The sequence below is a fragment of the Terrabacter koreensis genome (assembly GCF_054783315.1).
Genome location: NZ_BAAGQU010000005.1, coordinates 449,157 through 462,656, shown reverse-complemented (window position 1 = coordinate 462,656; position 13,500 = coordinate 449,157). Strand labels below are relative to the sequence as shown.

General features: G+C 72.7%; 7 protein-coding genes. 1 reads left to right on the top strand and 6 read right to left on the bottom strand.

Going from position 1 to position 13,500, the window contains the following annotated elements; genetic code table 11:
• Window position 1: 1 nt before the first annotated feature.
• From ACYVNR_RS14405 to ACYVNR_RS14385, 5 genes are all read right to left on the bottom strand, one after another.
• Window positions 2-2,149 carry a PKD domain-containing protein gene (locus ACYVNR_RS14405; RefSeq protein ID WP_045190712.1) on the bottom strand — a complete coding sequence of 716 codons (2,148 nt, stop codon included), beginning with the start codon at window positions 2,147-2,149 and terminating at the stop codon, window positions 2-4.
• Window positions 2,150-2,179: 30 nt separating this feature from the next.
• Window positions 2,180-6,973 (bottom strand): multicopper oxidase domain-containing protein, encoded by a 4,794-nt coding sequence (locus tag ACYVNR_RS14400; RefSeq protein ID WP_461048805.1) that lies wholly within the window; start codon window positions 6,971-6,973, stop codon window positions 2,180-2,182.
• Window positions 6,970-7,458, bottom strand: a complete 489-nt coding sequence (locus ACYVNR_RS14395) for a hypothetical protein (protein WP_461048803.1) — start codon at window positions 7,456-7,458, stop codon at window positions 6,970-6,972. Before ACYVNR_RS14395 ends, ACYVNR_RS14400 begins: the two co-directional genes overlap by 4 nt.
• 193 nt (window positions 7,459-7,651) lie before the next feature.
• A complete protein-coding gene (locus ACYVNR_RS14390; protein WP_461048801.1) occupies window positions 7,652-9,403 on the bottom strand; it encodes a copper resistance CopC/CopD family protein in 1,752 nt (583 codons plus the stop codon).
• 184 nt (window positions 9,404-9,587) lie between these two features.
• Window positions 9,588-10,733 carry a carboxylate-amine ligase gene (locus ACYVNR_RS14385; RefSeq protein ID WP_461048799.1) on the bottom strand — a complete coding sequence of 382 codons (1,146 nt, stop codon included), beginning with the start codon at window positions 10,731-10,733 and terminating at the stop codon, window positions 9,588-9,590.
• A gap of 144 nt (window positions 10,734-10,877) precedes the next feature.
• On the opposite strand from ACYVNR_RS14385, the gene ACYVNR_RS14380 reads away from it, so the two are divergent.
• The gene (locus ACYVNR_RS14380) at window positions 10,878-12,335 is read left to right on the top strand and encodes an MDR family MFS transporter (RefSeq protein ID WP_461048797.1); all 1,458 of its coding nucleotides are present in this window, start codon (window positions 10,878-10,880) and stop codon (window positions 12,333-12,335) included.
• A 113-nt stretch (window positions 12,336-12,448) separates the two neighbouring features.
• Here the strand turns inward: ACYVNR_RS14380 and ACYVNR_RS14375 are convergent, their stop codons facing one another.
• On the bottom strand, window positions 12,449-13,483 hold the full coding sequence (locus tag ACYVNR_RS14375) for a DNA topoisomerase IB (RefSeq protein ID WP_461048795.1): 1,035 nt from the start codon (window positions 13,481-13,483) through the stop codon (window positions 12,449-12,451).
• Window positions 13,484-13,500: the final 17 nt, after the last annotated feature.

Sequence of the window (13,500 nt, the reverse complement as noted above, 5' to 3'; positions counted from 1 at the left end):
GTCAGGGCGTGACCGTGACCAGCAGGCCCGAGACCGTCGTCCCGCGGCTGGTGGTGACGGTGACGGCGTTCGAGGCGTCCGGTGCCACGGGCGAGCCCTTGACCCGCACCGCCCACGCCCCCGTCGTGTCGACGGCAGCCGAGCCCACGAGCGTCCCCGAGGCGGTGAGCCGCACCGTGACGAGGTCGGGGACGGGGGCCGTGGCCGTGCCCACGACCCGCCACTCCCGCGTGGACCGGCGGAAGGACACCTGGGTGACCGCGACGTGGTCGACGAGCGGGGTCACCGTCACGGTGGCCGAGGCCGAGCCGCCGGGTCCGGTGGTGCGCACCGTGAAGACGAGCGGCACGTCGGACACCGGCATGGTGAACGTGGCGCGCGCGGTGCTGCCTCCTTGGAGCGCGACCAGCGGGCCGGCGGTCTGGGTCCAGCTGTAGCCGTCGACGCCGGCGGACGTCGACGCGTCGAGCGTCACGAGGTCGCCGGGGTATGCCGTCTGGGCACCGCCCACGACGGCCGTGGGCGGCGCGACGCCGGCGACGGTGACGACGACGTCGTCCGTGGTCGGGCCTCCGGGACCGGTCGCCGTCAGCCGGAACGTCAGGGCGCCGTCCTGGGTCGGCGCGGTGAACGTGACGGTGGGCGCGGTGCCGCTGAGCACGACGGGAGAGCCCGCCGTCTGGGCCCACGACAGCGCGGTGGCGTTGAGCGAGGCCGAGGCGTCGAGGGTGACCTTCTGGCCCTGACGCACGGCCTGGTCGGGGCCGGCGTTGGCGATGACGGGGTTGGGCAGGTTGGCGCTGCCACCGACCGCGACCGGGGCCGCGTCGGTGCCGCCCGCGCTCGAGGTGACCACGACGTCCTGGGGCGGCGCGACGACGCCGGCGAAGACCTGCTGCCCGGCCGCGTCCAGGGCCCCGAAACCCCGGGCCGTGAGCGTGGGCGGGGTCGCGGAAGTGTCGCTGGACGTCGCCCGCACGGTGAGGTTGTGGGTGGCCGTGTCGTACGTCGCCGACGTGACGATGACCCGGTCGGTCACCGTGGCTGCCACCGCGGTGGCGGGGTTGTCGCTCGTGTTCGTCACCGTGACCCGCGCGGGTGGCGTGGCTCCGGTGAAGGCCACGCGGGCGAAGTACTGACCCTTGCCGTCCGTCCCCAGCGTCGTCGGGGTGCCCCCCGGCAGGGTCGCAGTGATCACCTCTCCCGGCACCGACGTGGCGAAGACGTCGACGAAGCCGCCGGTGGCGGAGGTCCGGGTGTACGTGGGGCGGCCGGCGTCGACGCCGAAGTTCTTGGCGACCTTCCCGGAGAGGGCGAACAGGTCGGTGGAGATGCTGTTGACCCCGGGGCCGCCGATGTCGGGGCCGTCGACGCGGAAGACGTTGGTGCCGAGGGTGCTTCCGGTGACCTTGTGCAGGACGGCCGGGTCACCGACGTACTTGTCGCCGTTGGGCCCGGTGACCTGACCGGTGTCCCACGTGAGGATCGGGTTGACCCGGGAGGTGAGCGCGCCCGTGAAGCTGCCGGGGGCGACGCCGACGTCCTCCGTGAAGTTGATCGACCGCGTACCGCCCTGCGCGACGTCGAACTCGTCGACACCGTAGGGGTGGGTGACGGTGTAGTGGCCGGCACTCGGGGTGTCGATCCTGATCCTGACCCGACCGAAGGTGACCTGCTGGCCCGGCGCCGGCCCGGCCTTCGTCGCGAAGGACGACTCGAGACCGGCCGTGTAGTCGGCGCTCGCGCCCCCGCCGAGCTGGATCCTCGAGGCGGCCAGCATGTAGAACGTCTCCATCGGGAAGTTCGTGGGGAAGACGACCGGCGCCGCCGGGTCGAAACCGGCGTTGGCGACGATCCCGCAGAGCGGGTCCTTCGGGTCGAGGCACTGGCCCACGGCCAGGCCGTTCGAGTCCCGGTACCAGGTCGGGAAGCCGTTGTCGGGAGCGACCGGGCCGACTGCTGACAGGAACGACGGCGGGACCGTTGTCGGCACCGCGCCGGAGACCAGTGCCGAGAAGGCGATCGCAGCAGCCGCCACGACCACCGTGGTGACGAGCCGCGGGAACCGTCGCGTGAGCGGCCACGCCGGGACGACAGGGGTGGGGACGGCGCCGGCGGGGCGTCGGTGCGGCCACGGGTTGCGGTTCATGGTGCTCTCCAGGTTCGGTGCTGCTGGACGTCAGCAGGTCGCGCCGGGTGTGGCGCAGGTCGGGCCCTTGCTAATGGGGAGGGGCGCACCGAGTGGGCGGAGGTCGGCCTGTGGTGTGCCCTCGACGCGCATGACGAACCAGAGACCGGCGTTGACCTGGTTGAGCATCAGGCCGTCACGCACGAGGTAGTCGCCAGGGGTGTGGCTGGGGCCGCCGGCGCCGCCGAGGAGGTCGAAGGTCCAGCCGGTCTCCGGCAGCAGCATCCCGGCGGCACTGCGGATCGTGCTCTGCGGGTCCTTCGCCTGGTAGTGCCAGCCGTGACCCGACACGACGACGGTGTGGGCGCGCCCACGGTCGGCGCCCTGCAGCACGCGCAGCCAGACAGGGTCGCCCGGGTAGGCCCGGAACACCCCGGTGGCCGGGTCGCCGTGCAGCGCCGAGCTCATGGCGTATGCCGGGTCGCCGCCCTGGGCCAGCCGGGGGGCCAGCCGTTCGGTGCGGTAGTTGATGCCGCGGTTGCCGCGTTCGTACGGGTCGAGGTCGAGGGCGGTGTGGCCGGGCGGCAGCGCCGGTGGCACGATCGTCCCCGCGCGGTCACGCAGGGTGAGCCCGTCCTGCCAGATGGCCACGAACTCCCTTGCGGCATACGAGGTCTTGTTCTCCGTCCACCGCACCTCGGCCTGCAGTCCCGTCGCGGGCGCGCCCGTCGCCGGGTCGAGCCACGTCGCGCCTGCCGGCTCGATGAGGAGGGCGCCGAAGAGGCCGTGGTGCCGGTTGCCGACCCGGTCGCCGAAGTCGACGAGCGGGATCGAGGCCGTCTCGACGTCGGTCGGCACCACCCAGGTCATCGTCGTGCTCTCACCCGGCCCGACCGTCGAGTCGTAGTTGTAGCCGACCGCGGCGCCGTCTCCCTGGATGATCGGGGTGTCGACGAGCCCGGCGTGCAGCGAGACCCGGCTCCCCCGCGGGAACACCTCGGCAGCAGGCGGGGGCACGTCGCCACCGTGCTGCGGGGGACCGGTGGCCGGCAGGTGGTTGGTCAGCCGCACGGTGATGCAGTCCCCCGACGTGGCCCGGAGCACCAGGGGTGTCGGCGCCCGTGTCCCTGCGCGCACGGCGGCCTCGTCGGCGGCGAGCGTGTAGAGCAGGCCGTCCGGGTCGTTGTCGCCGGTCGTGCCGTTGTAGACGATGGGGTGGTCCAGGGCGACCACGTCGAAAGACCTCACGACCGCGCCCTTGGGGCATCCCGCCGCAGCAGGCGCTTTCAGAAGCGACGCACCGGGCTGCACTGCGGTCCAAGGGTTTCCGATGGTGGGGGCCGGCCGGTCCGGCAGCGGGGTGAGGTCGGGGAGCAGCTTGTCGGCGGTGCGGAAGATCCCCCACATCCCCAGCCACTGGTCGTCCAGCGCGGTCGAGCCGTAGAGGTAGTCGCCCGGCCGGCCCGCTCCCCCGCTCACGAGCGACGGGCCGCCGTTGTCGCTGCCGACGCGTGCGTCCTCGAGCTTCTCCTTGGGCGTCTTCTTCCCCTTCTTCGGCCGGCTCGAGCCGGACCCCGAGACCAGCTCGAAGTTGAAGTACTCGGCGAGGGCGGCGCCCTGGATGTCGGTCATCGTGCTCAGCGGGTTGTCCGGCTCGTTGAGCCACCGGTGACCGTGCAGGGTGAAGCTGTGCACCTCCTCGTGCGCACCCGTCACCTGCCGGATCACGACGGGGTCGCCCGAGTAGGCCCGCAGGACGGGCGTCGAGGGGTCGCCGTGGACCACCGACGAGTACACGTAGGCCGGGTCGCCCGCGGGACCTGCCGCCCCCGGGGCGACGCGGGTCGCGAGGGGCGCGTTGCGGTAGTTGATCGCGTAGCCGCCCTGGTCGGCCCCGTAGTCGTCGACCCGAGGCGGGGGCGCGACGGCGTTGCCGTAGCCGCCGTCCTTCCACATCGGCACGCGGTCGGAGTAGAAGAGCGTGAACTCCCGGAAGCTCGGGCCGAGCGAGGACCGGATGTCGGCCATCGGCCCGGTGCCGTCGGTCGGCTGCCCCGTCGCCGGGTCGCTCCACGTCGCATCGACGGGCTCGACGTTCATCGCCGAGAAGAGGCCCTTCTGCTGGTGCAGGTTGGCGTACTGGTGGTCGTGGAAGAAGACCGTGCGGAGCGGCTGGTCGACGAACCACCGGTAGCCGTAGGTCTGCCCGGGCATCGCGGCCTGCACGTAGTTCCAGCCGACCGACGTGCCGTCGGAGCCTAGCTCGTCGAACCTGACGAGGTGCACGTGCGCCGAGACCTCGCTCGTCGTTCTCTCGCTCTGGTAGACGCCGTCGTTGCGGTTCAGGTGGTCGACGGGCACCGAGGGGTCCTCGTCGAGGTTGAGGTCGTTCGTCAGGTAGAGCTGGACGCAGTCACCCTGCCGCGAGCGGATCGTGTACGGCTGCGGCGGTTCTCGCCCGGCGAGCACGTCCTTCTGGTGCGACTCCTCGATGTAGATGCGCCCCTGCCGGTCGGTCCAGCCGGCCGAGTTGTAGGTGATGGGCAGGTCGGTGGCGTGCGGGCGGTACACCCGTATCGGCGCGTCGGTGGGGCACGGGTCGATGGCACCGGCGCCCGGCTTGTCCTTGGCGAGCGCCGGCAGGTTGGCCGCCTCCAGCGCGGTCGGCTCGCGCACCGTGTCCCCGGGTCGGCGGATCGCCGAGAACGGGTCGCGCACGACGGCATACGGGATCCGGTAGGCGCGCTGGCCCACGGCACCCCTGACGAAGAGCGGGAAGCCCGGGTGTGCCGCGTCCGCAGCCGGGGTCATGCCGAGGCGGTCGGGCAGCTCCTGCAGCGCCTCCAGGCGGGTGCCGTCCGGATAGCGCTGGGTGCCGTCGCGCAGCCGGTCGAAGATGCGCTCGTGGCCCCAGAAGCCCTGCGCGAAGTGCGGGTACAGGTGGCAGTGGAAGATCGAGTCGCCGATGGCGCCCTGCAACCCTCCGGCGCCACCCTCGATGTCGAACTCGTACGCCTCCCCCGGGCCGATGCTCTGGACGTCCTTGCGCGGTGACGTCGGATTGCGCGGGTCGGCGAACCACCGCTGGGTGTGCTGGTGCCAGGGGTGAGTCTCCTTGGCACCGGGGTGCACGAGGTGGAAGTGGATGGGGTCGCCCCGGTACGCCTTGGCGATCATGACGTCGGTGTCGGTCACGAGCGCGCCGCTCGCGTCACGGTGAACCAGCTTGCCCTCGTCGCCGAAGACCCACGACTGCAGGTGCGACTCCTCGCTCATGCACTTCGCGCCCGGGTCGGCCACGACCTTCGCCAGCTCCGGCACCCAGCCGTCGCAGAAGTGGTCGCCCGGCGCGTACGTCGTGCCGTTGGGAAGGGTGATCGAGCTCGCGACGCCCTTCGGGTTCTCGACGGTCTTCGTGCCGCGGTGCTCGAGGACGGCGCGGAGACGGTTGCGCAGCGGCTCGGACCGGTAGTTGATGCCGAACGTCGAGTCGGCCAGACCCGAGTCGGGCGCCGTCGGGTTGTTGTGCGTGCTGTCCTTCACGCCCTCGATCTCGTCCATGATGATCGCGGCGAAGCTGCGGAAGCTCGTGCCGCCGGGGACGTGCACGTCGGCGTTGACGTGGGTCTCGAGCGCGCGGCCGGTCGCCGGGTCGAGCATGTCCCTGCCGGTCACCTGGTTGTGCCAGCTCGACCCGGCCGGGTGCACGATGAGGGCGCCGAAGAGCCCGTGCTGCACGGTGTTCCCGTCGTTGCCGGTGCTGTCGATGTTCGCGACGTCGACGAGCGGCGCCTGACCCTCGTGGTCGGCGTACCACGTGTACGTGCGCTCCTCGCCACGTCCGACGGTCGTGTCCGGGTTGCGACCGATGCGCGCGCCGTCGGACGTCGCGGGGTCGAACTGGACGAGCCCGTCCGGGTGGATGCCGACGCGGGCCGGGGGCACGGCCGGCGCCCCGTGCGCGCCTGCCGCGCCCGCGTCCCCGGGCTTGGGGACGGTCGGCTCGGGCTCGGGCGGGAAGGCCGTGGGCAGGTCGTTGTGCAGGACGACCTTGATGCAGTCACCGACGGCGGCACGGATGACGACGGGCTCGGCGAGCTGCGGGTTGGCGCGCAGCTGGGCCTCACCGACCCGGGCATCCGGGCCGCGCAGCGCGTAGAGCATCCCCTCGGGCAGGTGGTCGCCCCACCCGTTGAGCGGGATGTCCAGCGCCATCGCGCCGATGTCGTAGGTGATCGTGCGCGCACCCGTGGGACAGATGGCCGTCCCACCCGCCAGTGGAGCCGCGGCCGGCGTGCGCGTCTGCGCTGTCGCGGCCAGCGCGGGTGAGGTCGTGGCGAGGACCGCCGGGACGCACACGAGGGCGACGACGGCCGCGGTCACGGGGCCGCGCGGCCGTGCCGGACGTCGTCGCGCCGCGGAACGACCGTCGAGCACGAGGGTCGCGGCGGCGGACACGACCAGCGCGACGGGGACGAGGCTCGATGCGGTCCTGACCGCGTCGGCGACAGAGCCAGGGGCCTCGGACCCCCACAGCGCCTGGGCGAACGGGTGGTTGAGCAGGTACGCGACGACGACCGCCAGCGTCATCGCGGTCGAACGCTGCACCCACCGACCGACCCCCGCGCGGTCTCCCGCGGCAGCGAGCAGCCGCTCGGCGACGTGGAGACCCAGCGCTCCGAGCAGCGCGGCCACCGCCAGGAACGTGGACGTCTCGCCGAGCGGGGTGGGGGTGGCGTCCCGACCGACGCCCGTCAGCCAGCCCGTCATGACCAGCCCGACGAGCAGGCTCGTCACCAGCCGCGCGCCCGGGGCCCGGGACGTCCCCGGCGTCTCGCGGGTCATCGGGACACCGCCACGGTCAGGACGCGGTCGTCGGGCCCGTCGGGCACGACGACGCGGACCGTCGGGGACGACGGGTCGGCGAAGTGGAGCCGCTCCTCGGCGGTCGCGTGCGGTCGCAGCAGGAGATCCCCTTGGAGGCCCTGCGTCGGCGCGGCCGCGGACCCGTCTGAGCGCTCGAGGTGCACTCTGGAGAAGGGCACCGTGACGGGGGCGTCGGTCTCGTTGCCGAGCCGGAGCACGACCTGGAGCTCGTCGCCGTGGTCGCCGCTCTCGGCCATCGGCATCATCATCTGGCTCGCGGGCGGCATCGGCAGCGCCACCACCTGCGCGGTGACGGGGCCGAAGGACAGTCGCGCAGAGCTTCCGGAGTCGGGGCTCGGCATGAGCTGCCCGACCAGCAGCACGCCGGCCACGGCGAGTGGCATCGGCAGCAACGCGGCCCAGCCGAAGCGCAGCCGGTCGCGAACGATGGCGTCCCTCCGCACCGTCCCCCTCCTGACCCCCCAGTCGTCTGAGCCGATGGTAGATCGCGGGAGTCAGGACGTGAGGGGGAACCCGATATCTCGGATTAGCCTGTGCCGCAATCGATTCGCGTTCTGCGGGCTTCGATCCGGTTCGTCCGGAATCGCCCGCCGAGCGCAGCGGCTGATCCAGTGGCAGCCCCGGACGGCCGTCCGGTCAGGAGATGGGAACGGCCTGCGAGAGCGACGTGGCGACAGGGTCGCCGGTCTGCACCGTGAGCTGCAGCGTCCACGTCCCACGGGTCGGGACGGAGCCCCGCAACGAGGTCTCACCGGTGGTCGACCCACCGTTCCGGCTGGTCGGCTCGAGCGGAAGTCGCGGGCCACCGGGTGCGGAACCGGTCATCGTGGCGCGCATCGACACGACGGGCAGCACACCGCCATCGGGACGACGGACCCGCACCTCGACGAGAACGTCGCCGGCGCGTGGGTCGGGCACCTCGACGTCGATGCGCATCGACGAGGCCGCCAGGGTCGCATGGAAGGGTGCGACGTAGTCCTGGCGGGCAGGGACGATCACGACGAGCGCGGACGTCAGGCCCAGGACGGCGAGACCCACCGCCAGCTCCCCCACGACGCCCCGGCGCAGCCGCCGGACCGCGCTCTCGTCGACGTCCTCGACCTGGGCGCTGCTCGCGACGGGTTCCAGGCCGGCGCCCCCGACCCCGGACCGCGCCGTCCCCGTCACAGCGGCGGGGTGCGCGTGGCGGCGCACCCAGCGCCGCCCGAGGTTGCCGAGGGCCACGAGCGCGACCACGCCGACGAGCTTGACGAGGAGCGTCCGCCCGTAGTCCGTGCCGGTCAGGGCGGGCAAGGAGGCGACCTCGCGCCACGCGAGGAAGGTGCCGGTGCCGACCAGGAGACAGACGCAGCCGAACGCCAGCCGCGAGAAGTGCGGCAGGACGACCGCGAGATCCGCGGCGCGGCCCGAGGCCGTCAGGCATACTGCGACCAGGGTGAGCCCCCCGAGCCACAGACACATGGCCAGCAGGTGGGCGATCGTGGCCGAGACGGCCAAGGGCATGAGGTCGCCGATGGCCGCGTGGCCGGCCAGGGCCCACGTGGCGAGCAGGCCGACGCTCAGCACGGCGGAAGCGGCCACCAGCGGAGACGAGGTGCGGTGGCGACGACCTGCCGTCCCCGTGGAGACGAGGGCCGATGCCAGCACCGCGGCAAACCCGACGACGAGGTAGAAACGCACACCCATGAGCAGGTCGAGGCGGCGGGAGTGTGTGTCGAGGGCAGTCGGCGACGACCAGATCGAGCTCAGGGACGTGCCGCTGGCCCAGACCCCCTGCAGCAGGCGGCCGCCCAGCGTGCTCACCAGCAGCAGCGCCAGACCCGCCCACAGCATCTTGCGGGTGCGACGGTCACGGACGCCGGCCGGCCAGAGCGCGAGCACGGCGAGCAGGAGCCCCGGCGCCAGCGCGAGCCCGACGAAGCCCAGGTCGCGCGAGATGCCCAGGAGCACACCGGCCGCATCGTTCACCCGGTCCGGGAGCTCGGCGGTCACCGTGCTAGGTGCTCCCACCGAGAAGCGGAAGGTCCCCGACACCGGGTGGGTGTCGGCGGAGCTGACGCTCCAGCTCACCGTGTAGGTCCCGCGTGCGAGGGCCGCCGGCAGCGAAACCGCCAGGGCGGTGCCGTCCCTCCCCGCGGCGCTCACAGCCCCCACCGACAGCCTCCGGAGGTGGTCGTCGAAGACCGCGATCGAGCTGGAGGACCGGTCGACGGGCTCGCCGAAGGTCAGCGTCACCGCCGCCGGTGACACGGCGCGAACCTCTCCGGAGCTCGGGTCGCTGTGCACCAGCTGGGCGTGCGCGGCGGCTCGACCGGCTACTCCGACCACGACGAGCAGCAGGAGCAGCAGCGTCGCCGCTGCGCGTCCCGCCCTCGGTCTGGCCCCCACCTTCGACCTGCCCTTCGCGTCGCCGGGCTCTCGACCGACGCCCGAGGCGACACGACGAGATTCGCACGACGTGGTGCGACCCTGCGGGCGATCCCGTCAGATTGGGGTCGCGCCTCCGTCGGACCGGGGGCCGGGCCGGGTCCATGTCGCTGTCGCTGTCGCAGTCGCGCAGGGGTTTCGTGACCTACGCCTTCTCGTGAACTCCGTCGGTGGCGGCCGCCCACTGGGAGGTCTCGCGCACGGCCTCGGCGACGACGTCGACGAGGTTGCCGGTCCTGGCCAGCATCGCCCGCTGCCGCATCGCACCGTTCCCCTCCTCGCGCAGCCGGGCGAGCCCGTCCTGGACGACCCCGAGGTCACCCGCCTCCTCGAGGGCCGGCCCCACGAACTCGACGAGAGCGTCGACGACCTGCCAGGCGGGGCGCGGCAGCCCCGAGCGCCAGTCCACGAGGTTGCCCTCGATCCCCTCGCGCCCGGCCTGCCAGGTCGCCAGGCGCAGCAACGCCGTCGGGATGTCGGGTGCGGGGCACCCGGCCGCCCACTCCCGCGCCGTGGTCTCGACGAGGCCACGGCACAGGGCCGCGACGACCACGGCTTCCTCGACCGTGAAGCACACGTCGGCGGCCCGGATCTCGACCGTCGGGTAGTGGGCGGCGAGACGCGCGTCGAAGTAGACCATCCCCTCGTCGAGGATCACCGACGTGAGGGCCATCTGGCGCACCCTGCGGCGGTACGCCTGAGGCGAGCCGAACACGTCTGGCGGTCCCCAGGACGGCCAGCGGGACAGCACCTGGGAGCGGTAGCTCGCGTACCCCGAGTCCTCCCCGCGCCAGAACGGGGAGTTGGCGCTGAGGGCGAGGATCACCGGCATCCACACGCGCACCCGGTCGATGACCCCCACTCCCTCGTCGTCACCGTCGACGCAGACGTGCACGTGGCAGCCGCAGATGAGGTGCTCGCGGGCGTTGAGCTGGTAGCGGTCCTCCAACCACGCGTACCGGGGTGACCGGGCGGGAAGAGGAGTGACGGGCAGGGGCGACGTGCCCAGTGCCGCGACGCTCGAGCCGGTCTCGCGCGCTGCCGTGACCGCCGCGCCGCGCCACGTCCGCAGCTCGTCCCGCAAGCTCGCGAGGTCCGCTGCCGGCGCCGTGTGCGTCTCGATCTGCTGCTGCTGGAACTCACCCTCCAGCGCGCCGTGGACGCCGACCCCGGCGACCTCGGGCGGGTGGTGCGCGGCGCGCACGAGCAGCTGCCCCGAGACCGACCGCGCCCTGCCGTTGCGCACGTCGACCAGGAGCATCTCCTCCTCGACCCCGAGGGTGCGCACCATGACCGTCCCTTACCCACGCGACCAGGCACCCGAGCGGAACCGGAGTCCCTCGCGTGCGTCGCGCCGTATACCGGGAATGATCCGCGGCCGACCGCGTTGTCACAAGATGTCGCCCTGAAGCCCAGTGAAGCCAGCAGGAGGAGCATGTCGACCTCGTCCACCGTCGGGTTCCGCTCGGACCGCGGCCCCGTGCTCATCGCCCTCATGCTGTCGACGTCGCTCATCGCGCTCGACTCGACGATCCTCGCCACCGCCGTCCCCTCGATCGTCGACGACCTCGGCGGGCTGGGACAGTTCCCCTGGCTGTTCTCCGTCTACCTGCTCGCGCAGGCGGTGTCGGTGCCGGTCTACTCGAAGCTCGCCGACACCATCGGGCGCAAGCCGGTCATCCTCTTCGGCGTGGCCCTCTTCCTCGTCGGGTCGGTCATGTGCGGCATCGCCTGGGACATGACCTCGCTCATCGTCATGCGGGCGGTCCAAGGGCTCGGCGCCGGCGCAGTGCTTCCGGTGACGGTCACCATCGCCGGCGACATCTACACGGTGGCCGAGCGGGCCAAGGCCCAGGGCTACCTCGCGAGCGTCTGGGCGACCTCCTCGGTCGTCGGCCCGACCCTCGGCGGGGTCTTCTCCCAGTTCGTCTCGTGGCGCTGGATCTTCTTCGTCAACATCCCGCTCTGCCTGCTCGCCGCGGCGATGCTGTGGCGCAGCTACTCGGAGTCGCTCGAACGACGCGAGCACCGCATCGACTACGCCGGCGCGGCCGTGCTGACGGTGGCGCTGACCCTGCTCATCCTCGCCGTCCTCGAAGGCGGCCAGGCGTGGGCCTGGGGCTCGTGGCAGAGCATCACGTCGTTCGCGGTGGGCGCGGCGCTGCTCGCGATCTTCGTCGCCATCGAGCGCCGGGCCGCCGAGCCGGTGATCCCCTTCGAGATCTTCTCGCGGCGGCTCATCGTCGCCACCAGCCTCGTCTCGATCGGCATCGGCGCCGTGCTCGTCGGGCTGACGTCGTACGTGCCCACCTTCCTCGAGCGCACCACCGGAGCCACCCCGATCGTCGCCGGCCTCGCCGTCGCCGCGCTCACGGTCGGCTGGCCGATCTCGGCCTCGCAGTCGGGCCGGCTCTACCTGCGCATCGGCTTCCGGCCCACCGCGCTCATCGGCCTCTCGCTCGCCGCCCTCGGCTCGCTCGGGCTGTGGCTGGCGTCGGCGACCCCCAACGCGTGGACGGCCGCAGCGGCGAGCTTCGTCGTCGGGCTGGGGCTCGGTTTCGTGGCGACCCCGACCCTCGTCGCGGCCCAGGCCTCGGTGCCCTGGCACGAGCGGGCCGTCGTCACCGGGACCAACATGTTCATGCGGTCGGTGGGCAGCGCCGTCGGCGTCGCGATCTTCGGCGCCATCGCCAACGCGGTCATCGCGACGCGGGGTGGCGACGCGTCGGCCCCGGCCATCCAGGACGGGTCGCGCGCGGTCTTCCTCGCGGTGCTGGTCGCCGCTGCGGTCAGCATCGTCGCGGGTCTGCTCATGCCCGCGACACGGGCCGAGGACGTCGAGCAGACCGCCACCGAACCCGACGTGCCCGAGACCGAGCCCTCCCCCGCCTGAGCGCCCACCGCCGTATGCCGCACCGACGGACCGCCACGAACGCGCCGTCGACGCTCAGCCCGGCGACATACGCCCTCTCGTGGCGGTCCGTGTGAGCGGTCGCCCGGCTCGGCTCAGGAGGCTCCCTTGACGAGGCGCATCACGGCGCGCTCGAGGGCGTCGCGGTCGCGCACGCGGACGAGCTCGCCGAGCTCGAGGCGGCCGCGGTCGGCCTTGGTGAGCCGCGACAGGCTCGGGGCGATGGTGCGGCCCACCGCGAACTCGTCGAGCACGCGCGGGTCGACGTACGAGCGGCGCGCCACGGCAGGGGTGTTCCCGAGGTGCTCGGAGACGACCTTCATGGCGTCCTTCTCGGCGCGCTTGAGGTCCCGCTCGCTCTCCGCGGGACCGTTGCGAGCCAAGGCGACGGCCGCCGTCACGGTCGCGGCCCACGTGCGGAGGTCCTTGACGGTGTACTCGTCGCCGACGAGCTCCTTGAACGCGACGTTGAGGTCGCTCGAGCTGAGCTCGTGCCACCCCGTCGAGTTGCGGTGCACGAGCAGCCGCTCGCCCTGGTAGCCGCTCCGCTTGAGCGACAGGACGATCCGCGCCAGCAGCTGATCGGTCATCACGGCCTCACGGGTGACGCCCGACTTGGCGGGGAACTCGAAGGTGACGTCCTCACCGCTCACGGTCACGTGCGAGCGCAGCAGCGTGGCGACGCCGTGCGAGCCGTGCTCGGCCTCGTACTCGTCGCCACCGCTGCGGAACAGGCCCGCGTCGAGCATCCGCAGCCCCGCCGCGGTCACGCGCCGCTTCGTCAGGCCGCTGGTGCGCAGGTCGGCGGCGACCTGCTTGCGCGCTGCCGGCAGCTTGCGCGCGAGCGTGAGCACGCGGTCGTGCTTCTCGCGGTCGCGGGCCTCGTGCCACTTCTCGTGGTAGAGGTACTGCCGCCGCCCGGCGTCGTCGGTGCCGACCGCCTGGATGTGCCCGTTGGGGTAGGGGCTGATCCAGACGTCCTGCCAGGCAGGCGGGATCACGAGGGCCTTGGCGCGCTCTCGCGTGTCGAGGTCGACCGCGCGCCCGTCCGGGTCGACGTAGCCGAAGCCCTCGCCGCGCCGCACGCGCCGGACACCCGGCTTGTCGATGTCGCTCCGTCGCAGTCGCACACGGGGGTACTACCCGC

What these genes read in the sequence shown, in the direction of transcription:
- ACYVNR_RS14405 (WP_045190712.1), bottom strand. Translation starts at nt 2,149, where the DNA reads ATGAACCGCAACCCGTGGCCGCACCGACGCCCCGCCGGCGCCGTCCCC.
- ACYVNR_RS14400 (WP_461048805.1), bottom strand. Translation starts at nt 6,973, where the DNA reads ATGACCCGCGAGACGCCGGGGACGTCCCGGGCCCCGGGCGCGCGGCTG.
- ACYVNR_RS14385 (WP_461048799.1), bottom strand. Translation starts at nt 10,733, where the DNA reads ATGGTGCGCACCCTCGGGGTCGAGGAGGAGATGCTCCTGGTCGACGTG.
- ACYVNR_RS14380 (WP_461048797.1), top strand. Translation starts at nt 10,878, where the DNA reads ATGTCGACCTCGTCCACCGTCGGGTTCCGCTCGGACCGCGGCCCCGTG.